This window comes from Pseudoalteromonas sp. MM1 (assembly GCF_030296835.1).
Taxonomy (GTDB): Bacteria; Pseudomonadota; Gammaproteobacteria; order Enterobacterales; family Alteromonadaceae; genus Pseudoalteromonas.
The window spans coordinates 3,374,239-3,398,294 of sequence record NZ_AP027922.1; the positions used below are offsets into that span (position 1 = coordinate 3,374,239).

The 24,056-nt window shown below is 41.9% G+C and carries 20 protein-coding genes and 2 rRNA genes; 9 read left to right on the forward strand and 13 right to left on the reverse strand.

Annotated features, from left to right (window positions below):
• Nucleotides 1-110: 110 nt before the first annotated feature.
• The 5 genes from QUE46_RS15245 to rph all read right to left on the reverse strand — a co-directional run bounded on the left by QUE46_RS15245 (nt 111) and on the right by rph (nt 7,169).
• Nucleotides 111-2,995 (reverse strand): 23S ribosomal RNA (locus tag QUE46_RS15245).
• A gap of 269 nt (nt 2,996-3,264) precedes the next feature.
• A 16S ribosomal RNA gene (locus QUE46_RS15250) occupies nt 3,265-4,798 on the reverse strand.
• Together the 16S and 23S rRNA genes form the textbook arrangement of a ribosomal RNA operon.
• A gap of 560 nt (nt 4,799-5,358) precedes the next feature.
• Nucleotides 5,359-5,742, reverse strand: a complete 384-nt coding sequence (locus tag QUE46_RS15255) for a diacylglycerol kinase (RefSeq protein WP_286245487.1) — start codon at nt 5,740-5,742, stop codon at nt 5,359-5,361.
• Nucleotides 5,743-5,798: 56 nt separating this feature from the next.
• Nucleotides 5,799-6,443 (reverse strand): orotate phosphoribosyltransferase, encoded by a 645-nt coding sequence (gene pyrE, locus QUE46_RS15260; protein WP_286245488.1) that lies wholly within the window; start codon nt 6,441-6,443, stop codon nt 5,799-5,801.
• 12 nt (nt 6,444-6,455) lie between these two features.
• A complete protein-coding gene (rph, locus tag QUE46_RS15265; RefSeq protein ID WP_004588248.1) occupies nt 6,456-7,169 on the reverse strand; it encodes a ribonuclease PH in 714 nt (237 codons plus the stop codon).
• 163 nt (nt 7,170-7,332) lie between these two features.
• Here rph and QUE46_RS15270 point away from each other — a divergent pair, with 163 nt between their 5' ends.
• A complete protein-coding gene (locus tag QUE46_RS15270) occupies nt 7,333-8,193 on the forward strand; it encodes a YicC/YloC family endoribonuclease (RefSeq protein ID WP_286245489.1) in 861 nt (286 codons plus the stop codon).
• Nucleotides 8,194-8,326: 133 nt separating this feature from the next.
• Here the strand turns inward: QUE46_RS15270 and QUE46_RS15275 are convergent.
• The 4 genes from QUE46_RS15275 to QUE46_RS15290 form a co-directional block, all read right to left on the reverse strand.
• Nucleotides 8,327-9,482 (reverse strand): IS3 family transposase gene (locus QUE46_RS15275; protein ID WP_286245490.1). Its coding sequence is split into 2 segments (ribosomal slippage): nt 8,327-9,227 and nt 9,226-9,482, totalling 1,158 coding nucleotides; the frame shifts between segments, so codons are not numbered across the junction.
• A 360-nt stretch (nt 9,483-9,842) separates the two neighbouring features.
• On the reverse strand, nt 9,843-10,430 hold the full coding sequence (locus QUE46_RS15280) for a hypothetical protein (RefSeq protein ID WP_286245491.1): 588 nt from the start codon (nt 10,428-10,430) through the stop codon (nt 9,843-9,845).
• Entirely contained in the window at nt 10,430-11,134 is a 705-nt protein-coding gene (locus QUE46_RS15285; protein WP_286245492.1) for an AHH domain-containing protein, read from the reverse strand. Before QUE46_RS15285 ends, QUE46_RS15280 begins: the two co-directional genes overlap by 1 nt.
• Nucleotides 11,135-12,099: 965 nt before the next feature.
• Nucleotides 12,100-13,008, reverse strand: a complete 909-nt coding sequence (locus QUE46_RS15290; protein WP_286245493.1) for a haloalkane dehalogenase — start codon at nt 13,006-13,008, stop codon at nt 12,100-12,102.
• A gap of 198 nt (nt 13,009-13,206) precedes the next feature.
• Here QUE46_RS15290 and QUE46_RS15295 point away from each other — a divergent pair, with 198 nt between their 5' ends.
• Nucleotides 13,207-13,809 carry a TetR/AcrR family transcriptional regulator gene (locus QUE46_RS15295; protein ID WP_286245494.1) on the forward strand — a complete coding sequence of 201 codons (603 nt, stop codon included), beginning with the start codon at nt 13,207-13,209 and terminating at the stop codon, nt 13,807-13,809.
• 113 nt (nt 13,810-13,922) lie between these two features.
• On the opposite strand, the gene QUE46_RS15300 is transcribed toward QUE46_RS15295, so the two are convergent.
• From QUE46_RS15300 to QUE46_RS15310, 3 genes are read right to left on the reverse strand one after another with little or no spacing between them, the layout of a single operon-like run.
• Nucleotides 13,923-14,306, reverse strand: coding sequence for a hypothetical protein (locus QUE46_RS15300; RefSeq protein ID WP_286245495.1), 384 nt, complete (start codon nt 14,304-14,306; stop codon nt 13,923-13,925).
• 46 nt (nt 14,307-14,352) lie between these two features.
• Nucleotides 14,353-15,090, reverse strand: a complete 738-nt coding sequence (locus QUE46_RS15305) for an SDR family oxidoreductase (protein WP_286245496.1) — start codon at nt 15,088-15,090, stop codon at nt 14,353-14,355.
• Nucleotides 15,091-15,130: 40 nt separating this feature from the next.
• Nucleotides 15,131-16,000 carry an SDR family oxidoreductase gene (locus tag QUE46_RS15310; protein WP_286245497.1) on the reverse strand — a complete coding sequence of 290 codons (870 nt, stop codon included), beginning with the start codon at nt 15,998-16,000 and terminating at the stop codon, nt 15,131-15,133.
• Between the two features lie 510 nt (nt 16,001-16,510).
• On the opposite strand from QUE46_RS15310, the gene QUE46_RS15315 reads away from it, so the two are divergent.
• The 6 genes from QUE46_RS15315 to QUE46_RS15340 all read left to right on the forward strand — a co-directional run bounded on the left by QUE46_RS15315 (nt 16,511) and on the right by QUE46_RS15340 (nt 22,371).
• Nucleotides 16,511-16,780, forward strand: a complete 270-nt coding sequence (locus QUE46_RS15315) for a hypothetical protein (protein WP_286245498.1) — start codon at nt 16,511-16,513, stop codon at nt 16,778-16,780.
• Nucleotides 16,781-16,963: 183 nt separating this feature from the next.
• Nucleotides 16,964-17,584 (forward strand): guanylate kinase, encoded by a 621-nt coding sequence (gmk, locus tag QUE46_RS15320; RefSeq protein WP_064384893.1) that lies wholly within the window; start codon nt 16,964-16,966, stop codon nt 17,582-17,584.
• 114 nt (nt 17,585-17,698) lie between these two features.
• Complete coding sequence (gene rpoZ / locus QUE46_RS15325; RefSeq protein ID WP_004588253.1) at nt 17,699-17,974, forward strand: DNA-directed RNA polymerase subunit omega; 276 nt, start codon at nt 17,699-17,701, stop codon at nt 17,972-17,974.
• 127 nt (nt 17,975-18,101) lie between these two features.
• Nucleotides 18,102-20,207 carry a bifunctional GTP diphosphokinase/guanosine-3',5'-bis pyrophosphate 3'-pyrophosphohydrolase gene (gene spoT, locus QUE46_RS15330; protein ID WP_004588254.1) on the forward strand — a complete coding sequence of 702 codons (2,106 nt, stop codon included), beginning with the start codon at nt 18,102-18,104 and terminating at the stop codon, nt 20,205-20,207.
• Nucleotides 20,208-20,219: 12 nt separating this feature from the next.
• A complete protein-coding gene (locus QUE46_RS15335) occupies nt 20,220-20,612 on the forward strand; it encodes a RidA family protein (protein WP_004588255.1) in 393 nt (130 codons plus the stop codon).
• A gap of 151 nt (nt 20,613-20,763) precedes the next feature.
• Nucleotides 20,764-22,371, forward strand: coding sequence for a DUF342 domain-containing protein (locus tag QUE46_RS15340; protein WP_286245499.1), 1,608 nt, complete (start codon nt 20,764-20,766; stop codon nt 22,369-22,371).
• Between the two features lie 24 nt (nt 22,372-22,395).
• Here QUE46_RS15340 and asnA read toward each other — a convergent pair whose 3' ends face one another.
• On the reverse strand, nt 22,396-23,391 hold the full coding sequence (gene asnA / locus QUE46_RS15345) for an aspartate--ammonia ligase (protein ID WP_286245500.1): 996 nt from the start codon (nt 23,389-23,391) through the stop codon (nt 22,396-22,398).
• 196 nt (nt 23,392-23,587) lie between these two features.
• Between asnA and asnC the strand changes: the two genes are divergently transcribed.
• Entirely contained in the window at nt 23,588-24,046 is a 459-nt protein-coding gene (gene asnC, locus QUE46_RS15350) for a transcriptional regulator AsnC (protein ID WP_004588258.1), read from the forward strand.
• Nucleotides 24,047-24,056 lie beyond the last annotated feature (10 nt).

The following is a 24,056-nucleotide window of genomic DNA, read 5'->3' on the forward strand; positions in this document are numbered from 1 at the left end:
ACTGAATTTGGAAAATATCTGATAATATTTTTTAAGTCTTTCTAAGTAATATCTACTTTAGTTATATTAACTTCTGTCTAAACTGTCGCATAAAACGCGTTTGGCGTTGTATGGTTAAGCCTCACGGGTAATTAGTACAGGTTAGCTTAATGGCTCACACCACTTCCACATCCTGCCTATCAACGTTGTAGTCTTCAACGGCCCTTCAGAGACTTTAAAAGTCTAGTGAGAAATCATCTCGAGGCCTGCTTCGCGCTTAGATGCTTTCAGCGCTTATCAGTTCCGAACGTAGCTACCGGGCAATGCCATTGGCATGACAACCCGAACACCAGCGGTTCGTTCACTCCGGTCCTCTCGTACTAGGAGCAACCCCTCTCAATTCTCAAACGCCCACGGCAGATAGGGACCGAACTGTCTCACGACGTTCTAAACCCAGCTCGCGTACCACTTTAAATGGCGAACAGCCATACCCTTGGGACCGACTTCAGCCCCAGGATGTGATGAGCCGACATCGAGGTGCCAAACACCGCCGTCGATATGAACTCTTGGGCGGTATCAGCCTGTTATCCCCGGAGTACCTTTTATCCGTTGAGCGATGGCCCTTCCATTCAGAACCACCGGATCACTATGACCTACTTTCGTACCTGCTCGACGTGTCTGTCTCGCAGTTAAGCTGGCTTCTACCATTACACTAACCGTACGATGTCCGACCGTACTTAGCCAACCTTCGTGCTCCTCCGTTACTCTTTGGGAGGAGACCGCCCCAGTCAAACTACCCACCAGGCACTGTCCGTAACCCCGATTCAGGGGCCAACGTTAGAACATCAAAACTACAAGGGTGGTATTTCAAGGACGACTCCACAAAAACTAGCGTCTCTGCTTCTAAGTCTCCCACCTATCCTACACATGTAGGTTCAATGTTCAGTGCCAAGCTGTAGTAAAGGTTCACGGGGTCTTTCCGTCTAGCCGCGGGTACACAGCATCTTCACTGCGATTTCAATTTCACTGAGTCTCGGGTGGAGACAGCGTGGCCATGGTTACACCATTCGTGCAGGTCGGAACTTACCCGACAAGGAATTTCGCTACCTTAGGACCGTTATAGTTACGGCCGCCGTTTACCGGGGCTTCGATCAAGAGCTTCGTCCGAAAACTAACCCCATCAATTAACCTTCCGGCACCGGGCAGGTGTCACACCGTATACGTCATCTTGCGATTTTGCACAGTGCTGTGTTTTTAATAAACAGTCCCAGCCACCTGGTCACTGCGGCTCCCGTCCGCTTAGAGAGCAAGTCTCATCACAGATAGGAGCGTACCTTCTCCCGAAGTTACGGTACGATTTTGCCTAGTTCCTTCACCCGAGTTCTCTCAAGCGCCTTAGTATTCTCTACCTGACCACCTGTGTCGGTTTGGGGTACGATTCGGTATAATCTGAAGCTTAGAGGCTTTTCCTGGAAGTATGGCATCAGCAACTTCATCACCTTGGTGACTCGTCTCGTGTCTCAGCCTAACAGCAACCCGGATTTACCTAAGTCGCTAGCCTACTCACTTTCACATGGACAACCATCGCCATGCTTGCTTAGCCTTCTCCGTCCCCCCATCGCAATTATACCAAGTACGGAAATATTAATCCGTTTCCCATCGACTACGCCTTTCGGCCTCGCCTTAGGGGTCGACTTACCCTACCCTGATTAACATGGGATAGGAACCCTTGGTCTTCCGGCGTGCGGGTTTTTCACCCGCATTATCGTTACTCATGTCAGCATTCGCACTTCTGATACCTCCAGCAACCCTCCCGGGTCACCTTCAACGGCTTACAGAACGCTCCCCTACCACTCATCCTAAGATGAATCCGCAGCTTCGGTGCATAGTTTAGCCCCGTTACATCTTCCGCGCAGACCGACTCGACCAGTGAGCTATTACGCTTTCTTTAAAGGATGGCTGCTTCTAAGCCAACCTCCTGGCTGTCTGGGCCTTTCCACATCGTTTCCCACTTAACTATGACTTTGGGACCTTAGCTGGCGGTCTGGGTTGTTTCCCTCTTCACGACGGACGTTAGCACCCGCCGTGTGTCTCCCGGATAGTACTTTACGGTATTCGGAGTTTGCAAAGGGTTGGTAAGTCGGGATGACCCCCTAGCCTTAACAGTGCTCTACCCCCGTAAGTATTCGTCCGAGGCTCTACCTAAATAGATTTCGGGGAGAACCAGCTATCTCCCGGTTTGATTAGCCTTTCACTCCTAGCCACAGGTCATCCCCTAACTTTTCAACGTTAGTGGGTTCGGTCCTCCAGTTGATGTTACTCAACCTTCAACCTGCCCATGGCTAGATCACCGGGTTTCGGGTCTATACCTTGCAACTATTCGCCCAGTTAAGACTCGGTTTCCCTACGGCTACCCTAATCGGTTAACCTCGCTACAAAATATAAGTCGCTGACCCATTATACAAAAGGTACGCAGTCACCCTCGAAGGGCTCCTACTGCTTGTACGTACACGGTTTCAGGTTCTATTTCACTCCCCTCACAGGGGTTCTTTTCGCCTTTCCCTCACGGTACTGGTTCACTATCGGTCAGTTGGGAGTATTTAGCCTTAGATGATGGTCCACCTATATTCAGTCAAAGTTTCACGTGCTCCGACCTACTCGATTTCACTCAAAATGCGTTTTCATGTACGGGACTATCACCCTGTATCGTGGCACTTTCCAGAGCCTTCCATTAACACATAATCAGCTTAAGGGCTGTTCCGATTTCGCTCGCCGCTACTATCGGAATCTCGGTTGATTTCTTTTCCTACGGGTACTTAGATGTTTCAGTTCTCCGCGTTCGCCTCGTTAACCTATGTATTCAGTTAACGATACCTGCAAGCAGGTGGGTTTCCCCATTCGGAAATCCTAGTCTCAAGCGCTTTTTACTAGCTTGACTAGGCTTATCGCAAGTTAATACGTCCTTCATCGCCTCCAACTGCCAAGGCATCCACCGTGTACGCTTAGTCACTTAACCATACAACCCAAACGGGTCTTTGTTATGTGACAGTTTAACTTCGCCAGAAGTTAATATTGAATACTAAAGTAGATACCAATTAATCATTCGATTGAATAATCAATGGCATTTTTTACTTTTGAAAACTCTTGATAAATATAAATATTTATCAGAATTTTATTATCAGCTTTTCCAAATTTTTAAAGAGCATATTAATTAGTTAAGCCAGTGGCTTAGCTAACTAACAATCATCTGTGTGGACACTACGAACAAATAAGTTCTAAATCGTATAAGGAGGTGATCCAGCCCCAGGTTCCCCTAGGGCTACCTTGTTACGACTTCACCCCAGTCATGAATCACTCCGTGGTAAACGTCCTCCCGAGGGTTAGACTATCTACTTCTGGAGCAACCCACTCCCATGGTGTGACGGGCGGTGTGTACAAGGCCCGGGAACGTATTCACCGCGTCATTCTGATACGCGATTACTAGCGATTCCGACTTCATGGAGTCGAGTTGCAGACTCCAATCCGGACTACGACGCACTTTAAGTGATTCGCTTACTCTCGCGAGTTCGCAGCACTCTGTATGCGCCATTGTAGCACGTGTGTAGCCCTACACGTAAGGGCCATGATGACTTGACGTCGTCCCCACCTTCCTCCGGTTTATCACCGGCAGTCTCCTTAGAGTTCTCAGCATTACCTGCTAGCAACTAAGGATAGGGGTTGCGCTCGTTGCGGGACTTAACCCAACATCTCACAACACGAGCTGACGACAGCCATGCAGCACCTGTATCAGAGTTCCCGAAGGCACCAAACCATCTCTGGTAAGTTCTCTGTATGTCAAGTGTAGGTAAGGTTCTTCGCGTTGCATCGAATTAAACCACATGCTCCACCGCTTGTGCGGGCCCCCGTCAATTCATTTGAGTTTTAACCTTGCGGCCGTACTCCCCAGGCGGTCTACTTAATGCGTTAGCTTTGAAAAACAGAACCGAGGTTCCGAGCTTCTAGTAGACATCGTTTACGGCGTGGACTACCAGGGTATCTAATCCTGTTTGCTCCCCACGCTTTCGTACATGAGCGTCAGTGTTGACCCAGGTGGCTGCCTTCGCCATCGGTATTCCTTCAGATCTCTACGCATTTCACCGCTACACCTGAAATTCTACCACCCTCTATCACACTCTAGTTTGCCAGTTCGAAATGCAGTTCCCAGGTTGAGCCCGGGGCTTTCACATCTCGCTTAACAAACCGCCTGCGTACGCTTTACGCCCAGTAATTCCGATTAACGCTCGCACCCTCCGTATTACCGCGGCTGCTGGCACGGAGTTAGCCGGTGCTTCTTCTGTCAGTAACGTCACAGCTAGCAGGTATTAACTACTAACCTTTCCTCCTGACTGAAAGTGCTTTACAACCCGAAGGCCTTCTTCACACACGCGGCATGGCTGCATCAGGCTTGCGCCCATTGTGCAATATTCCCCACTGCTGCCTCCCGTAGGAGTCTGGGCCGTGTCTCAGTCCCAGTGTGGCTGATCATCCTCTCAAACCAGCTAGGGATCGTCGCCTTGGTGAGCCATTACCTCACCAACTAGCTAATCCCACTTGGGCCAATCTAAAGGCGAGAGCCGAAGCCCCCTTTGGTCCGTAGACATTATGCGGTATTAGCAGTCGTTTCCAACTGTTGTCCCCCACCTCAAGGCATGTTCCCAAGCATTACTCACCCGTCCGCCGCTCGTCATCTTCTAGCAAGCTAGAAATGTTACCGCTCGACTTGCATGTGTTAGGCCTGCCGCCAGCGTTCAATCTGAGCCATGATCAAACTCTTCAATTAAAAAGTTTTTTGTCTTTCGACAGCTCAATGAATTCTGAATTTATTTAATATCTTTCGATATTGAATTGACTGTGCTGCAATTCCTACCGGAGTAGTTATTGCTGTTGGTCACTCAGTTTCAATTGAGACTCTAAATTTGTTTGCCTCACTTAGTAAACTAAGCTTGGCTGTTAGAACTCAATCTGTACGAGTGCCCACACAGATGATTGCTTTATATTGTTAAAGAACGTTGCGATTAAAGTGTTAAACTTTATCTCGCTAGGGCTGCGCATCTTACGCTTTCCTATTTTTTTGTCAACACTTAATTTTGTTAAACTTGAAAGTTTTTAAAACTAAGTTTTACTCGACTCACGGATTGACTCTTGCCTCGCTAAGCGTTGCTGTCTGCCTTCTCAGTGGGGTCGCATTATAGGGAGATCCGAAAACAGATCAACCCTTTTTTGAAGAAAACTTGAAATAAATGACTGTTCGCTGAGTATTTGAGCTAAACATGCTAAAAACACAACATAACTAGCACTTTATTAACATTTTAGGGGTGTAAATTGGTTTATATAGAGGGTTTACTGAAATAACTTTATATACAAACTGGCACCCCACACGATCGTTAGGATCATTAATGAGAGTGTTACCGCTGCAGATCCCATATCTTTTGCCCGCCCTGAAAGTACATGGCGTTCAGTACTTACGCGATCAGTGAGCGTTTCTATTGCTGAATTAAGTAGCTCTACAATCAATATGATCAGTAATGTACTTACTAACAATGCCCAATGTAATACCGATGAAGCTAACCAAAAAGAAATGGGTAGTAAAATAATGCTAAGTAACAACTCTTGTCTGAAAGCCGCTTCTTCTATAAAGGCTGCTTTAAAGCCGAGGTATGAACAATACGTTGCTTTGAATATACGCTTTATACCAAGGCCATTAGGTTTAAATACATCTTTCATTATTAACTCTATAAACTGTGGTCAAAATAAAGCCCCGCAATTGCGAGGCTTTTTAGTTAGGCAATACCGTATTGATCTCGGTATGCTTTAACTGATGTTAAATGCTCGTCCATTGTACCTTGGCTCTCAAGGTAGCTAATAAGATCAGCTAATTTTACAATAGAGATCACTTTGGTATTAAAGTCGCGCTCAACCTCTTGAATAGCTGAAAGCTCAGCTTTGCCTTTTTCTTGGCGATCAAGTGCTATTAGTACACCACTTAAGTCTGCACCGTTATCGGCAATGATTTCCATTGATTCACGAATTGCAGTGCCTGCGGTGATCACATCATCCACCAGCATAATTTTGCCCGTTAATGCAGAACCTACTAATGTACCACCCTCACCATGTGCTTTTTTCTCTTTACGGTTAAAGCAATAAGGCACGTCTTTATTATGATGATCAGCTAAGGCAACTGCAGTTGTAGTCGCAATAGGGATTCCTTTATAGGCTGGGCCAAATAAAACATCGTATTCTATTGCGGCGTCTTCAAGGGCTGATGCATAAAAACGACCCAAACGTGCTAAATCACGTCCTGTATTAAAAAGGCCTGCATTAAAAAAGTATGGGCTTGTACGGCCTGATTTAAGGGTAAACTCGCCAAATTTTAAAACCTGCTTTTCTAAAGCAAATTCAATAAACTCTTTTTGATAATCTTTCATTGGGGTTCTCGCTTATGCTAACGCTTGTTTTTGAACGTCAATAATTTCACGGATTGAATGTTTAGCCAGTGTAAGTAGCTCATCTAATTCGTCGAACGAGAATGGTTCGCCCTCTGCAGTACCTTGCACCTCAATAATTTTACCTGTTTCAGTTAAAATTACGTTCATATCGGTTTCGGCTTCAGAATCTTCAAGGTACTCTAAATCACTAATTGGTTGGCCTTTATAAATACCTACCGAGATAGCAGCAATCATGTGCTTAAGTGGGTTTGAGTTGATCATTCCTTTAGCGCGCATGTGAGTAAGTGCATCAACTAAAGCAACGCATGCACCACTAATAGATGCAGTACGTGTTCCGCCATCAGCTTGAATCACATCACAATCAATTGTAATGGTGTTTTCGCCAAGCGCTTTTAAATCTACAGCAGCTCTTAATGCGCGAGCAATTAAGCGTTGAATTTCCATAGTACGACCGCCTTGCTTGCCACGTGCTGCTTCACGTGCGTTACGCGTATGCGTTGAGCGCGGTAGCATACCGTATTCAGCGTTGATCCAACCTTTACCTTGGCCTTTCATAAAACGTGGTACACCTGCTTCAACCGTAGCAGTACAAAGTACTTTGGTATTACCAAACTCAACAAGTACTGAGCCTTCAGCGTGTAATGTGTAATTACGTGTAAATGATACCGGTCTAATTTGGTTAGGTGTTCTTTCGCTTGGACGCATTGACGATCCCCTTAATTCTGAATTTGCGACATTATAAGTGCATGTGCAGGTAGATGCCATGCTGATTGTAAAATATTCAGCGTAATAAATTTTCTCTAGAGGTTATGCAGTGTTACGGTATAATCATCGCAATATTGTATTAATAAATTTTAGGAACTTATCCATGATCCACAGTATGACTGCTTATGCGCGTCGCGAAATTAAAGGCGATTGGGGCACTGGCACCTGGGAAATTCGTTCAGTAAACCAGCGCTACCTTGAAACGTTTATTCGCGCACCAGAGCAATTTCGTGGCATGGAGCCGGTAATTCGTGAGCGTTTACGTAAAAATTTGCAACGCGGTAAAGTTGAAGTATTTTTAAAGTTTGTTGCAAATCCAGCACACGTGGGTGAGCTTTCTATTAACGAGTCATTGGCAGAGCAACTAATAAATAGTGCTAAATGGGTTCAGCAACAAAGCAATGGCGACATTAACCCTGTTGATATACTACGCTGGCCTGGCGTAATGGAAGCCCAGGAGCTTGATTTAGATACTGTAAATAAAGCACTTATAGCGGGCTTTGACCAAGTAGTTGAAGATTTTAAATCAGCCCGTGGCGATGAAGGCGCAAATTTAGAAGAAATGATTGCCACTCGCCTTGATGCCATACTTGAGCAAGTTACAGTAGTCGAATCTCACTTACCAGAAATAGCAAAGTGGCAGCGTGAAAAGCTTAATCAAAAGCTTGAAGACTTAAAAACCGACGTTGACGAATCTCGCCTTGAACAAGAGCTTATTTACCTTGCGCAAAAGCAAGATGTTGCCGAAGAACTCGACCGCTTAAAATCGCACGTAAAAGAAACTAAAAAAATCCTTAAAAAAGGTGGCGCATGTGGGCGCCGTTTAGATTTTATGATGCAAGAGTTTAACCGCGAAGCAAACACCCTCGCCTCAAAGTCAATTAACAGCGACATCACCAATGCAGCAGTAGAGCTCAAAGTGCTCATTGAGCAGATGAGAGAGCAGATCCAAAACATAGAATAGTGTTTTAGCCTGTTTCAACTTGTTTATAACCACTTAAAAAGCCTAGATTTTTCTAGGCTTTTTGTTTTCTAGCGTTCATACTAGTCCGCTATTGTACGTGTCCAAGTGGTTACCATAGTGGTTACTGTTCTGGTCAACTCCAGCCGGACACTTTTCTTAAAGAGTTTTCATACCTTACTGGTGACTGATCATTATTAGCTGAGTGCAGCCTTTCCAGATTGTAATATTTCATATATTCAGTAACATCATTTTTCATGTGTTTACGAGTTGGCTGAGCCACTTTTAACAACCAATCATGTTTCAAGCTGCCAAAGAACCTTTCAACAACAGCGTTATCCCAACAAGCCCCCACATCACCCATGCTTGCTCGCATACCAAACTGCTTTAATAGGTTGCGATATCGCTTACTCGTATACTGAGACCCTCTATCAGAATGAAATACCAAGCCTTTGGTTGGTTTTCTTAGGTTATAAGCCCTAATCATGGCTTTCATTACTAAACCAGTCGTCATACGTTTATCAATATGCCAGCCAACAATTCGACGAGAATATAAATCCATTACAACAGCAAGGTACATCCAGCCTTCGCCAGTTTTCAGGTATGTCACATCGCCAGCCCAAATCTGATTGGGTGCTACCGGATTAAAGTTTTGGTTAAGCAAATTATCTGCAACTGCATCAGAGTGTTTACGCTTAGTTGTTACTTTATAAGCTACTCGCTGTTTAACCACTAAATTGAGCTTCTCCATTAACTTTCGAGTTTTGTAGCGCGTTATTTTAAAACCTTCTTTGCGTAAGTTCTTACATAGCTCACGGTAGCCTAAGCTTTCTCTGCTGCGTCTAAACAGCACTTTGGCTCTACGATAAAGATGCAGCTCTTTGGCCGTTATAAGCTTTGCTGGACGCGCCAGCCATGCGTAATAACTTGAGCGACTCACCTTCATAGCTGAGCATAGCTTTATAACGCGAAAAGCTTGGCTATTTTCTTTGATGAACTGATACTTTACTTCATTTCTCTCGCAAAGAAGGCGCTGGCTTTTTTAAGATCTCTTTCTCCATTTTGAGATCTTTGTTTTCTTTTCTCAGGCGTTTTAACTCTGCGCGCTCATCTTCATTGAGCGAATTACCAGTTTGTTGCTCTTCGAATTTAGCTTTCCAATTATAAATAAGTTTGGTGGTAACCCCTAAAGAGGCTGCGGCCTCTGAAACTGAGTAGCCTTGTTCTGTTACCAGAGCGACTGCTTCTTGCTTAAATTCAGTTGTATAAGATTTATTTTTACGTCTTGTCATTTAACACCTCAATATTAGGACATTGTCCATTATTAAAGTGTCCGGCTCAATTAAACCAGTTCATAATTGATATGACTAAGATAAAAGGCAGCTGATTCCTTATTATTAATTACTAGACCACGCTTTTCTAGAAGCTTGACTTGCTTTTCAAACGTTATGGGGGCTTTTGAGAACTGCATGAAGGTTAAATCCTTTTATCATGCTATAGAAATAATTAACCCCTCGCAGGGCGCTGAGCTTACGGGTAGCGGGAGGGGTGTTGTTACGCGTAATTATAGAGCTTAAAAGTATAATTTCAAGATATTTGTATATATCTAAGAAGTATAATTGAGTGATAAATACACTTTAATAAGTATAAAATCAAACAAACGGATCTAATAAGTCTTCGTCAAATACTAAACCTTTGAGGTTGTTACTTTGGATAATATTTTTAAACTCATCAGTACAATAAACTTTTTGAGCGCCTTCCAGCTTAGACTTAAATAATAACTTATTTTGTATATCATCTTGCTCAAAGTTAAGTAACTCTAAACCGTCTTCAAAGCCATCTTCGTATTTGGTTAAACACATGTCTTTTTGCTCTTGTCCGAAGGTAAGCAAATTGAATAACATCATACTATTGCCTTCAGCTTTAACAGGCAGAAATTCTCCAAAATTTGCTAAGCGCTCTTTTAATAACTCATATACTGGCATCTTCATTATTAAAAATTTACCTAAGCGCGATATGTCATAGTTTTGCTTTTTAGCTTTACCAAAATAATCAAAGTTTAACCCTTCGGGCCATAGATGACTAAATTCGATATTATTCAGTGAGGATGACATAAACAACCTTAATACAGTATCTGTATCAAGGTCGTTATTTTTTGAAATTGTTTCTGAGATCTCAACAATATCAAGGTCGATCACGTCGTATGTGTAAGCTTCGTTTTTAATTTGATATACAGTCACTATAAAGCCTTCCAGTTTTCATCTTTTGGTGCAAGTAAGCCTGCAGGCACAGTACCTGTTTTTATTTTAACTTTAACCGTTTTCAGCCTATTCAAAAATAAAGCTTTAGGCGTAGCCGCATTACCAAAGTTAGTATTAATCCATGTCTCATAGTTATATCTGTGTAGCTTTCGATGAGGCGGCGAGGCTGGGCTATCCCAGTTCTGGTCTGTATTTTTTTCAAAGTTAATTAACCATACACCGTTAATGGGATCGTTAATACCAACTCCATGCAGGTGAAGGTTAAGCCTTGTTTGTAACATATTCGCTGACTGGTATCGCCCTGTACCACAAATAATATGGTGTGCCTCGTGTAGCTTAGTTGGTTTAGGCTCCCCTATTGCAGCCAAATGACGAGCAAGCTTTTGTGTTGGATGATGCTTTTCTTGTTTTAATTGCGTGACTGTAGAGCTTGCACTTAGCTCTCGGTATTCTTTTAAATCTGTTTGTAAGCGAGCGTGAGCAGTAATTCTCTCTTTCTCTTTTTGCAAATGATTAAAATCACGAGCCATCTTATTTTTAAGATCTTCACTCGCCTTCCCTTTTTGAGCTATTCGCTTGTTATGGAACTCTTTAGCTTTTAACTCATAGTTATAAATAGCCATTTCTAAGGGTGAAGGACTTTGAGGTCTCTCGGGATGAGGGTATGCGTGCATAGGTTTCATAAAACACTCTTCCTTGATTATTTGATTATGTTTGGGTGTATAATACAAAAACTAAACAGTTTATCAATTTTTATGTATGTTATTCGGTACTGATTTAAGCTTATTTCCTCTTTAGTAAAATAAACTCTATTTACCAGAAACCAACTCCAAGTGGTTACCACAGCGGTTACCAAATACAGAAAAAACACCCCAAACACCAGCTAAAACACTGATAAACATAGAATTTACAAAGTTATTCTACATTCAAATTCAGAATATTGAGTAAAGTATTAGGCAAAAGTCGACCTCCTCAAAGTGTCTAAGAAGCTCTGTATTACCTTTTAGGTACATTAAAAATACAGAGCTTTCATTTTACCTGAATACCAATAATCTAAGCAGTGCCACAATTACGAGCATTTTTATATAAGTTTAATGGTGTTCACTACTCTTTTTGAAAATTTCAAAGTATCAAATCGTTTTTGTGAGAACACACTAAAACACTTATTATGGGCAATTAAAATCTATTTTAGCCAGTACTTTGATTGAGATATATACTTTTATCTATCTAGGGGCTTTCTATGAAAGTAAGACAAATTTACACGTAAATAATTAGCCTATTGTCAGTGAGTTCATCACAGATAGCGCTGAAAATAGCCACTTGAGATAGATTTATTATTCAAGTTTTCTACCAGTATATTGAGGTGTTATACCAATCTGCTTAATTGAGCGATCAATTTTGAGGCTAGAAAAATGTGTTGATAGCTAGGCAAAAAATTAGCTATTTAGTTGTTCTAGGCAATTGCTCCTGCATTGCTCTACCTTCTGCATCCATGCAGTCGTAAATGAGAATTTTTTAACGCAGTTAGCGACACGTTTAGCCCCTCAAAATAGTTAACTATTATTGCAGATTGGTATTACTACTTTAATCATGGCACATAGGTACCGTAAAGAGAGAGGCCATTACATCAGGGTAATCTAATGCATTACTAATTATTCAGACCAAAATGAGCGAGAGCTTGCTCTGCCACTTCAACGCCGTATTCCTGAACAAAGTGGCCGGATTCGGCTATTTTCATTGGCTCAGGACAGCCTTTAATCACATTTTTTAGGGCCATCATCGCGGGTTCGCCAAGTACCACATCCTTCATGCCTATTGCCATGAAGCTATCACCCTCCCAGGTGTTCGACCAGTACTCAATAGCCCGTAGACCATACCTAACGGCATCATTGTTTGCATCGGTAGGGATCATTTTAGGAAACTTCCTTACACCTGCTTTATAGCTGTTGTCTGGGAAAGGTGCGTCATAAGCTACAATATCCATAGGGTTTACAGCAGCCCCCGCATCACTAGCAAACAAACCACCGACCGGGATTTCTGGCACAGTGGTGCAAAAGCCAATCCACTGTTTTGCGGCTTCGGTTAGCGGCTCACCAGTTCCTATACCCGTATTCATAACGATAAGTTTTTTGAACCTGTCTTGCATATCCATAGGTAGGGTCAGCCCTAGAAAACCACCCCAATCCTGGCACACCAATACCACATTCTTGAGATCTAAATGCTCAATCAATTTAATTAGGCTGTTTCTGTGAAACTCAAAATTGTAAACAGATTCATCAACAGGCTTGTCTGAACGGCCAAACCCAAACAGATCTGGTGCAATGACGCGGTGCCCTGCTTCAGTGAAAACAGGGATCATCTTACGATAGAGGTAACTCCAGGACGGCTCGCCATGCAAACAAAGAAATGTGTACTCAGCCGACTTGTCTCCCTCGTCAATATACGCCATGCGTAGAGAATCATACCCTTCCAGATCATCCACATACTGCGGCTGGTAAGGAAACGCGGGTAATACTGAAAAACGTTCTTCTGGCGTTCTTAGTGCTTTAATCGTCATTGTTTTGTTCCTATAAATTGGTTTGCTATTCATAAAGACGTATGTAAGATCACTTATATTGTGTATCGATCGTTACTTATTTAATGCGCAATTTTGTATCGATCGCTAAATAAAGTCAACAACGAAATTGACATTTTTTAGTGAGTACTACAAAATATGCATCAATAAAGATATTTATAGGTAGGAGTACCATCGGTAATGGCCGGAAGAAAAAGATCGTTTGATAGAGATATCGCCCTTGATAAGGCAATGCGTTTATTTTGGAACAACGGCTTTGCAGCGACATCTGTTTCGAATCTAACATCAGAGTTAGGCATTAATACACCCAGCTTATATGCCGCTTTTGGTAATAAAGAGCAGCTATTCAAAGAAGTGATCGCGCATTACATCGCAAAACACACTGAACCGTGTTATCGGCATATCACTGAACCTTCTGACCTCCCTTTTGTAGAAAAGCTACGAGCGTGTTTCTATGAGTTGATTCAAGAGTTTTCAGATGCTGATACCCCGCTAGGATGCTTATTAGTAAAAAGCGTGAATGAATCTGACAGCGTAGCCTTTCCTGAAGAAGCAACGGCATACATCAAACAATTTGGGTTTAAAACCCTACACATGATCACTACCTTGATTGAGTCTGAGGGGGTAATAACCGAGTCTGCAACGGCAGAACTGCAGGCAAAATACCTATTGTCGGTTCTTTATGGCCTTTCTACTCAGGTTCGGGCGGGAGAGTCACGACAGGTTGCAGAATCGATCATGGACTATGCACTCAATACGCTACAGGCCAATGACGCAAGCTAGCTAATATGGGCTAATAAAGGTCAATGATATCGACAAATACAGTGAGGGGTACCCCTCACTGTATTAGCTACAGCTATTTTACGGGAGATCACCACGATGCATAGGGGATACTGTTAAGAATTAGACTTGCCAATAATTAGAGAAAATATGGGGATACCTGTTCCTTTGGCACTTCCTAGTATATAGATGGCAGCGATAATTAAGTCCATAACTGCTATTGGGATAAACAATGACGGTGCCATACCTGACGATGCTGCGTAGGTGACAACAACAAAACCAAAAAGTCGTACAAGACCGTTCCAGACAATAATCGGAGCTCGTCTGGGTAAATCCGAAACAGCCCAAAGAAGTGCTGCACCGATACAAATCAGGAAAGATGCAAGTACAAGCGTGATAATGAATGAGCTAGCCTTAGGAGAAAGAAGCTCAGGAATCATGATCCCAAATGCGATCGGGAAATTAAACAGTGCTGTAATTTGAACAAATTTCTTAAACATTTCTATACCTAAATTCAAAGACGTGGTTTATGACGTGCTTTTGTTGTTATCCTGCAAAGTCTTGCATGATGACGTTGTCAGCGTAAGATTGAAAACCTACTTCTATCTGTTTTGCAACGGCATCCGGGAATACGTGAAATTCGCCCGCATCCAACGCTGCAAGAATACCAACAGGCACAACTTGTGGCGATGATGCAATATCACTAAAACCTGTAATATCTGCCATATCTGTTGCAACTACACCAGGATGAACACTCACCACACTCACATTATGTGGCTTAAAATGATAGCGCAAACCCTGCGTAAGAGAGTAAGATGCCGCTTTTGATGTGCAGTATGTTGACATATCCAAATAATTTTTCAGTGAAGCGACCGAGTTTAATTGCACCAGTGCACCTTGCTTTGCAATTAAAGTTGCTTCAAATGCTTTAGCAACACGCATTAGCCCATAGACATTCACTTCTATCTCTTCTTTCAAAGTATCAAGCGCATTGCCTGCCAGAGGCGGCACTGTCGAAATAATCCCTGCGTTATTAATAACAACATCAACATCCGTTGCTTTTTTAGCGGCTGCTAAAATAGATGCTTCATCGGTAATATCAACTTGAATTGTCTCTACTTTATCACCATATTGCTCTTCTAGTGCCTTGGTTGAATTTGGGTTTCGAACCGCTAAGTACACTTTCTTCGCGCCTTGTTCAATAAAGTGCTCAGTAATACTTTTCCCAATACCTCGGTTAGCACCAGTGATGAAGACGACCTTGTTTACTATGTTGAATGACATACGCTTATACCTTTTTATTTACGTTGAGAGGCAAGTGGTGTTAACCGTTCACTTTTGTTTCTAACATGAAATCCAGTTGGAAATCGCTGATCACTTGGTCTTGAAGTGGCTGGAAGAAATCGTTGATTTTATCCACATTGTTCACCAGGCCAATGACTGTACGTGTTGGGCGAGTGCCGTGCTCCATATCCACCAGTTTCAAGTATGCATCAACCACGTGTTGTGGATCGGTTTTAGGGTCTTGCAAAACTTGATCGAAAGAGCCAATCATGTTGTCGATGATCGCTTTTAGCTGTGGGTTTTCTGCAACCACTTGCGCGTGAGCTTCTGGTTTAAATGAGCCGGCTAAATTAGTACCTGATGGGCCTGGTTCAACAATCACTACCTCAACACCACTTGGCGCTAGTTCAAATTTCAGGCTCTGAGAGTACGCTTCTACTGCCGCTTTACTCGCGCTATAAGTACCCGTAAACGGCCATGATACGCGACCAACAACAGACGTGGTATTGATGATGAGGCCTTTGCCTGCTTTACGCATATGTGGTGCAACAGCTTGTACAGTGCGGATAACGCCGTAGAAATTGGTGTCCATCAATTGCTGTGCCTGCTCAACACTAAATGCTTCTGTTACGCCCATGTGCATAATACCCGCATTGTTGAGAAGCACATCAATCGCTTGTTCTTTTTGCATGATTTGTGCAATTGCTGCATTGACTGAGTCTTCACTTGACACATCCATATCAACCACAACGATATTTTCTGAGTAAGATTGCAGCTCACTCTTTACTTCTAGGTTTTTACTGTCTGCATTGCGCATTGCTGCGTAAACTTTGTGCCCTTTATCAGCAAACTGCTTTGCGGACATTTTACCAAAACCACTGCTACTACCTGTAATTACTACTGTTTTCATGTTGTTACCTTTATAAGTTGCTGTTTAGTGAGTCATCGTTCTTTATTACTCATTTTGCAGAGCTGAATAGACATCGAGTGAATGACTCAATTCTATATCGATCGATACAAATTTCATGGATGGATTTTGTATCGATCAATACACAATGTAAATACTCAAATCAAATTTTTTAGTGATTGATAAAGTTGATAGGTTTATATTTTTTAGTTATCGCTAAGAATTAAGTTGAAAAAATGCACCGATCGTTACGGAATTAAATTTAACAGCTTCATGTATTTGAACTATTTTTACTAAGATAAGAAGGTATCTAAGAGGTTTGTACAGATTACTGCCATTTTCAATTTTCCTATTGCTATAGGCATCATGATTCCTGAGCTTATTTCTCCCAACCCCAGTTCATTTATTATCACACTTGTGCTCGCTTCATTCTTAATGTGTATCAGGGCTACATTACTTTGGGCAGTATCAGACTTACCTATACGTGCTCCCATTATTGTTTGAAATGGTCTTGTGAGATTTTTTGGCTTCTTTGTTGCTACCTATGCCGCAATGCTGGGCATGGCTCCTACCGCATTTATCTGGATTTCATTGATGGGCTTAGCTGTCGTTTTCATCTATATGTTAGGAAGCTCAAAAAAGACAGGAATACCAATTAAGGCATTAATTTTAGGGAAGTCTGCCGTTAAGGCCTCTAAACGACTTTTTAAAATTATAAAGTTTGAAAAAACCGCTGTTATTTTAACTTTGGTTGCTCTCAACTTATTTAAAAGTAAGCTTTAAATCGAGGTGTATAAGCAAAACTTATATTACTCCATGTCTCTACTATTTAAATTTGCAACATTGAGTAACCGTACTTGTGTGCTTATTACTTGAGCGCAATTAGTTAAATAAAGTACAATAGCGTAATTAAAGGCTTGGATTATTGATTTAGTCCAAGCCTGTTTATTTTAAGTAGAGAAAAACATGGCTCAAACTCGCGGAAACTTATTTATTTTATCGGCGCCTTCAGGCGCGGGTAAATCTAGCTTAATCACGGCGTTACTAAAAAAACATGCAGATATGAAAGTATCGGTCTCGCATACCACCCGAAGCCCTCGCCCTGGTGAAGAAAATGCGGTGCATTATCACTTTGTAAGCGCCGATGAATTTAAAGCATTAATTGCAAAAGATGATTTTTTTGAATGGGCGCAAGTATTTGATAATTACTACGGTACTTCAAAGCAGGCTATTGAGTCGCAGCTGAATGCCGGTATTGATGTATTTTTAGATATTGACTGGCAAGGTGCGCAGCAAGTGCGCGAAATTATGCCAAGCGTGCAAACAATTTTTATTTTGCCTCCTTCTAAAGCAGAGCTTGAGCAGCGCTTAAATAACCGGGGCCAAGATTCTGCCGAAGTAATCGCTGGTCGTATGGCCAAAGCGCAATCAGAAACATCGCACTACAATGAATATGATTATGTTGTGGTTAACGATGATTTTGAAACCGCGCTTAGCAATATTGAAACTATCGTATTAGCGCAGCGCTTAACCTTAAAGGCACAAGCTAGTCGTCATCACGATTTAATTACAAACTTACTTAAATAAGCCATTTATGCCCTTTAGAGGGAAAACTGGTAAAAATTAACCACTGGCTATTGGCGAAACAAGCTGCTTGCAGTAAACTACGCCTTTGCTTTTAAATTATTTTGGAGTGCTGAGATGGCTCGCGTAACAGTTGAAGATGCAGTAGATGCAATTGGTAATCGTTTTGACTTAATTTTAGTTGCGGCTCGTCGTGCCCGCCAAATTGCTGTTGGTGGTAAAGACCCACTAGTAGACGCTGAAAATGACAAACCAACCGTTATCGCTCTACGTGAAATCGAAAAAGGTTTAGTTGATAGTTCATCAATGGACGTTATTGACCGTGAAGAACAACAACACCAAGAAGCAGCTGAATTAGCTGCAGTTGCTGCTATTGTTGGCGGTAATCAATAATCAACCGCCCGGTTTGATTTAGTCAACGGCTCAGTATTTCTACTCTAGCCGTTGGCAATCCCCTCTTTTCATCGTATATTCTATTACTTACCCTTACTTATTGCTTCACGAGAACATTGGAGTGTGAATGTATCTTTTTGAAGGTCTTAAAAAGAAAATATCAGAATACTTGCCTGCTGCTGAAGTAGAGCTAGTGCAAAAAGCCTACGTGGTAGCCCGAGAGGCTCACGAGGGGCAAACTCGCTCAAGTGGCGAGCCGTACATTACTCACCCTGTTGAAGTAACCCAAATTCTTGCTGGCATGCACCTTGACCATGAAACACTGATGGCCGCGCTAATGCATGACGTTATTGAAGATACCGACTTTAGCCAACAGGACTTAGCCGAAATATTTGGCGATACGGTTGCCGAACTTGTTGAAGGGGTAAGTAAACTCGATAAACTCAGCTTTAAAGACAAAAAAGAATTCCAAGCTGAGAACTACCGAAAAATGATCATGGCGATGACCCAAGATATTCGGGTTATTTTAATTAAACTGGCCGATCGTACTCACAATATGCGTACATTAGGCGCCCTGCGCCCTGATAAACGACGCCGCATTGCCCGTGAAACACTTGAAATATACGCACCTATTGCAAACCGTTTAGGTATTCACGATATTAAAAATGAGCTAGAAGATTTAGGTTTTCAGGCTTTATATCCTATGCGTCATCGTGCACTTAAATCTGAAGTGGCAAAAGCACGAGGTAATCGCAAAGAAGTTATTTCTAATATTCAAACCGAAATAGAAGCACGCCTTGAAGAGTCTGGTATTAAGGCTACGGTTTCTGGGCGCGAAAAACACCTTTATAGCATTTATAAAAAAATGTTGAATAAAGAGCTGCTTTTTAATGAGGTAATGGATATTTACGCCTTTAGAATAAACGTAGATGCAATGGATACCTGTTATCGCGTATTAGGTGTTGCACATAACCTGTATAAGCCTATCGAAACGCGTTTTAAAGATTATATTGCTGTACCTAAAACAAATGGCTATCAGTCTTTGCATACGTCATTAGTGGGCCCACACGGTATTCCGGTAGAGATCCAAGTACGTACCCACGACATGGATCATATGGCCGATAAAGGGGTTGCTGCGCACTGGATGTATAAAAAAGCTGGTGATGGCGCGGGTAACACAGCTCAACAGCGCGCGCGTCAATGGATGCAAAGCTTACTGGAGCTTCAACAAAGTGCGGGTTCATCATTCGAATTTGTTGAGAACGTAAAAACTGAGTTATTCCCTGAAGAAATATACGTATTTACCCCCGATGGCCGCATTGTAGAGTTGCCAATGGGCGCTACAGCGGTTGATTTTGCTTACGCGGTACATACTGATGTAGGTAATACTTGTGTAGGTGCAAGAGTAAACCGAAAACCTTACCCGCTAAGCAAAGCCTTAGATACTGGGCAAAGTGTTGAAATTATTACTAGCTCGGGTGCACATCCTAATGCAACGTGGTTAAACTTTATAGTTACAGGTAAAGCCCGTTTAGGGATAAGAAACTACCTTAAGAGCCAACACCAAGAAGAAGCATTATTATTAGGCCGCCGCTTACTCGATTCTGCCTTGGGTGAAAATAAGCTCGACAGCATTGCTGATGAAAACATAGCCCGCGTACTCGAAGAGCACGAACTATCTACAGTATTAGAATTACTAGTAGAAATAGGCGCAGGTAACTTAATGAGCGTGTTAATCGCTAAACGCTTATTGCAAGAAGAAAGCGACGACTTGTCAGATATTAGCAAACAAGCCAAGGCAACCATTATTGGTACCGAAGGCATGTTGGTTAATTATTCTAAGTGTTGCCGACCTGTACCAGGGGATGCCATTACTGCGCATATTAGCCAAGGTAAAGGGCTTACGGTTCATCGCCAAGAATGTAAAAATATACGCGGCTGGGAAAATGAACGTTCAAAATACTTAGTTGTAAAATGGGATGACAATCCAGAAAAAGAGTATATAGCTGCGCTACGAGTGGAAATAATTAACCACCAAGGGGCTTTGGCTAAACTCACAAATGTTGTTGCTACAACCCAAGCCAACATTGTTGAGATCACTACCGACGAAAAAGAAAGTAATTTATATGTGATAGACTTGGGCGTTACCGTTAAAAACCGCGTCCATGTTGCTAATATTATGCGCCGCATTCGCGTGATGCCTGATGTGCAAAGAGTCTATCGTAAAAAGTAAAATAGGAAACTCATGAATAAAGCATTTATTTCTACCGAAAAAGCACCTGCTGCTATCGGCACTTATAGCCAAGCGGTTAAAGTAGGTACTGCCGTTTATTTATCTGGACAAATTCCACTTGTACCAGAAACAATGGAAATGGTTTCAGAAGACTTTAGCGAGCAAACACATCAAGTATTTAAAAACATTACAGCGGTGTGCGAAGAAGCAGGCGGCAAAATCCAAGATCTTGTTAAAATTAATATCTACCTAACAGACTTATCAAACTTTGCCACTGTGAATGAAGTAATGAGCCAATATTTCAAGCAGCCTTATCCTGCACGTGCAGCATTAGGTGTACGTGCTCTACCAAAAGGCGCACAAGTTGAAATTGACGGCATTATGGAGCTTCCTTCAACTAATTAATAAATACAGAGCTATAAACCCCCTTTATAGCTCTATTTTTCACTGCTAGCCTTTGTTTATCTCCCTTTCTTGACTCACATGTAAATATCTAGCACTCTGTAATCATGCAATAAAATCAATCTTAACTTTAGTAGTAGAAAAGGATTAACTAGTGTTTAAGCTTGCCAATAATGGGAACGTATTACTTGATGTAAGTAAGCACGCTCCACCTAGCGCCGCTTTTATAATTGATGCACTTGAGAAGTCGACGTTTTGCGAATGCAAAATTGACCACGAGGCTATTGATAATTTTTTTAAAGCGCAAAATAATGAGCCAACTTTGGTTGTAGCAAGTAAGCACGATGCATCGCTTGTGGTAACGTTAAGTGAAGATAAAATGCAAGCCATAGGTGAGCTTACCTTAGCTTATGGTGGTAAAGTACTTTCGTTAGAAGAGGGTAAAAAACAACTCGTAAAAGCAGGTGTTGTACGTGGTTACAAACAAGCTTTTTTAGAGCAGCTTTTAGATAAACAATTTAACTTACCTCCAGGTACAGTGGCAAAAGGAATTCTAGCCAAAGGCCGGCTACCAGCCGAAGGCACAGCAACAAAATTTGTAGCTATGGTAGAAACCCTCAAAGACCGCCTAAAAGCACCAAAAATGAAGGAAGATGGCAGTGTTGATATGCGCGACTTTGGTAAACTGGCAAGCGTAGAGCCTGGCACTGTTCTGATTCGCCAGCAACCTGCTACCCCAGGTAAAGAAGGATTCACTGTAGTAGGTGACATACTACCCGCCAAACCTGGTGAAAATAAAAAGTTAGTGGCAGGCGAAGGCGCCGAAATATCAAAAACAAATCCACTCGAGCTTGTTTCTACAACAGCGGGGGTCCCAGTAGAAATACCTAACGGTATGCGAGTTGATGATATTTTTACCATTTCTGATGTAGATGTTAAAAGTGGCCATATTGATTTCGAAGGCAGTGTAATAGTGACTAAAAACATTGACCCAGGCATGCGAGTCACCGCAAAAGGCGACATTACTGTTTTTGGCACAGTTGAATCTGGCGAATTATCAGCCGGCGGAAACATCACTGTAAAACAAGGAATTATTGGCCATCAAAAGAGCGAAGATAAAACACTATCGTGCTCTATAAAAAGTGAAGGTGATGTTCATGTATCCCATGCACAGTATTGTTATATTCAAGGTAAAAACATTTTTATAGACCGCCAAGCCAGCCATTGTGCCATTAAAGCAAAACACTTATTACAAGTTGGTCAAACAGAGTTACCGAAAGGAAAAATTTTTGGTGGAGAGATTCTCGATGCAACTGTATTAATTGCTGGCGAAATAGGCAATGAATCAGGCGCTAAAATGGCTATCAATTTAGCCGCATCCGGCGCTGAAATAACCGCCGACACGGATAACTGCTTTAAAGACTTAGCAAAAACCGATGAACAGCTTGATACCCTTCAAGCAGCACTAGAAAAAGCAGATAAAGTAAAAGATATAGAAAAGAAGAATCTGCTCATTAAAAAAATTGGCGCAACACAGCAGCATTACTGCCAACAAGCAGAGCAGCTAGAAAAAAAGTTGTCTAGCCTAGATCATGAACTACACGACCTACTTAGCGATGCAAACCTTGTTGTTAATACATCATTACACTCAGGGGTAGAGATCCATATTTTTGATAAAGTATTAAAAACTACCCGCAACTACCCGCCTTGCAATATAAACTTACAAAACAATAAAGTAGAAATACACTTTAAAACACATTAGGGCGCATTTAGCGCCCTTTATAATTTACAGTAAGCCACTTACCGTATCGTGCGTTTGCTTTGGCCATACACCTACTTGCACTTGTCCAATATGCTGCTTTTGCAGTAATAACATTGCTAAGCGCGATTGCCCTATTCCGCCGCCAATTGTTTGTGGAAATGCCTCTTCTAATAACGTTTTATGCCAATCGAATGCTAAGCGTTCTTCATCTCCTGTGATGCTCAATTGCGCTTTTAATACATCAGGGCTTACACGAATACCCATAGATGATATTTCAAAGGCATCTTCTAACACGGGGTTCCACACTAAAATATCGCCATTTAATCCTGTGTATCCGTCAACCGTTTGGGTAGACCAATCATCGTAATCTGGAGCGCGTACATCATGGATTTTGCCATCACCTAGCGCACCACCAATACCAATTAAAAATACCGCGCCGTACTCTTGTGCAATGGCTTTTTCGCGTTGCTTTGCGCTAAAGTCGGGGTACATTTTACGTAACTGCTCACTGTGAATAAAGGTAATTTCACTGGGTAAAAATGGGGCTATACCAAAGCTTTCACTTACAAACTGCTCTGTTTGCTTAATGCCAGAGTAAATGGCTTTAACTGTATTTTGTAATGTAGAGAGCGTACGTTCAGTACGTTGACAAATTACCTTCTCCCAATCCCATTGATCAACATAAACAGAGTGTATTGGGCTTAAAGAGTCTTCATCTGGGCGTAACGCTTTCATTTGCGTATAAATACCTTCACCTACAGAAAAGTCGTAAGTCGCGAGCGTTTTACGTTTCCATTTAGCAAGCGAATGAACAACTTCATAGCTGCTATCGGTAATTGCTTTTACATTAACAGCAACTGCATTTTCGTGGCCGCTCAGGTTATCTTGTGTGCCATCACCCACTTTAGCCAAAATAGGTGCCTGAACTTCAACTAATCCTAATTGCTGCTCTAATTGCTGTGAAAAAAAATGCTTAACTTTACTTATTTGCTGCTGTTGCTGCACATAGTGTGAACTCATAATAATTGGCCTCATTCCCAGTTATTGTTACTTGCTTATTAATGAAAAAACACCCTGCGGGCGTCTTTAATGAGGTTACTGTAACGATTTAAACTTTTAATTCAATAACCCACAATAAAAATAGCTTTAATATGCAAAATAGATTAATTTACAGGGTATAAAAATGTAGATTCAATAATTTAAGTAAGAAAAAATAATGGAAAATTATCAAATCGATAATCTCGATAAACAGATACTTCACGCTCTAATGGCCAACGCCCGTACAGCCTACGCAGAATTAGCTAAACGGTTTGCTGTAAGTGCCGGCACAATTCACGTACGCGTAGAAAAAATGAAACAAGCAGGCATCATTACCGGTACCCAATTAAGCATTAGCACAAAGCAACTTGGTTACGATGTATGCTGCTTTATTGGTATAAACTTAAATAACGCACGCGACTACCCAGAAACACTGATTAAGCTAGAAGCTTTAGAAGAAGTGGTTGAAGCTTATTACACCACGGGTAACTACAGCATTTTTATAAAGGTAATGGCCAAGTCTATCGACCATTTGCAAGACGTGCTCATTAATAAAATACAAGCTATAGAGGCGATTCAATCAACAGAGACCCTAATCTCTTTGCAAAACCCAATTAGCCGCACAGTAATGCCTTAGTAGATAAAAT

What these genes read in the sequence shown, in the direction of transcription:
- QUE46_RS15295 (WP_286245494.1), top strand. Translation starts at nt 13,207, where the DNA reads ATGGCCGGAAGAAAAAGATCGTTTGATAGAGATATCGCCCTTGATAAG.
- spoT (WP_004588254.1), top strand. Translation starts at nt 18,102, where the DNA reads ATGTATCTTTTTGAAGGTCTTAAAAAGAAAATATCAGAATACTTGCCT.
- QUE46_RS15310 (WP_286245497.1), bottom strand. Translation starts at nt 16,000, where the DNA reads ATGAAAACAGTAGTAATTACAGGTAGTAGCAGTGGTTTTGGTAAAATG.
- rph (WP_004588248.1), bottom strand. Translation starts at nt 7,169, where the DNA reads ATGCGTCCAAGCGAAAGAACACCTAACCAAATTAGACCGGTATCATTT.
- pyrE (WP_286245488.1), bottom strand. Translation starts at nt 6,443, where the DNA reads ATGAAAGATTATCAAAAAGAGTTTATTGAATTTGCTTTAGAAAAGCAG.
- asnA (WP_286245500.1), bottom strand. Translation starts at nt 23,391, where the DNA reads ATGAGTTCACACTATGTGCAGCAACAGCAGCAAATAAGTAAAGTTAAG.
- rpoZ (WP_004588253.1), top strand. Translation starts at nt 17,699, where the DNA reads ATGGCTCGCGTAACAGTTGAAGATGCAGTAGATGCAATTGGTAATCGT.
- QUE46_RS15290 (WP_286245493.1), bottom strand. Translation starts at nt 13,008, where the DNA reads ATGACGATTAAAGCACTAAGAACGCCAGAAGAACGTTTTTCAGTATTA.
- QUE46_RS15255 (WP_286245487.1), bottom strand. Translation starts at nt 5,742, where the DNA reads ATGAAAGATGTATTTAAACCTAATGGCCTTGGTATAAAGCGTATATTC.
- QUE46_RS15305 (WP_286245496.1), bottom strand. Translation starts at nt 15,090, where the DNA reads ATGTCATTCAACATAGTAAACAAGGTCGTCTTCATCACTGGTGCTAAC.
- QUE46_RS15300 (WP_286245495.1), bottom strand. Translation starts at nt 14,306, where the DNA reads ATGTTTAAGAAATTTGTTCAAATTACAGCACTGTTTAATTTCCCGATC.
- QUE46_RS15285 (WP_286245492.1), bottom strand. Translation starts at nt 11,134, where the DNA reads ATGAAACCTATGCACGCATACCCTCATCCCGAGAGACCTCAAAGTCCT.
- gmk (WP_064384893.1), top strand. Translation starts at nt 16,964, where the DNA reads ATGGCTCAAACTCGCGGAAACTTATTTATTTTATCGGCGCCTTCAGGC.
- QUE46_RS15270 (WP_286245489.1), top strand. Translation starts at nt 7,333, where the DNA reads ATGATCCACAGTATGACTGCTTATGCGCGTCGCGAAATTAAAGGCGAT.
- QUE46_RS15335 (WP_004588255.1), top strand. Translation starts at nt 20,220, where the DNA reads ATGAATAAAGCATTTATTTCTACCGAAAAAGCACCTGCTGCTATCGGC.
- asnC (WP_004588258.1), top strand. Translation starts at nt 23,588, where the DNA reads ATGGAAAATTATCAAATCGATAATCTCGATAAACAGATACTTCACGCT.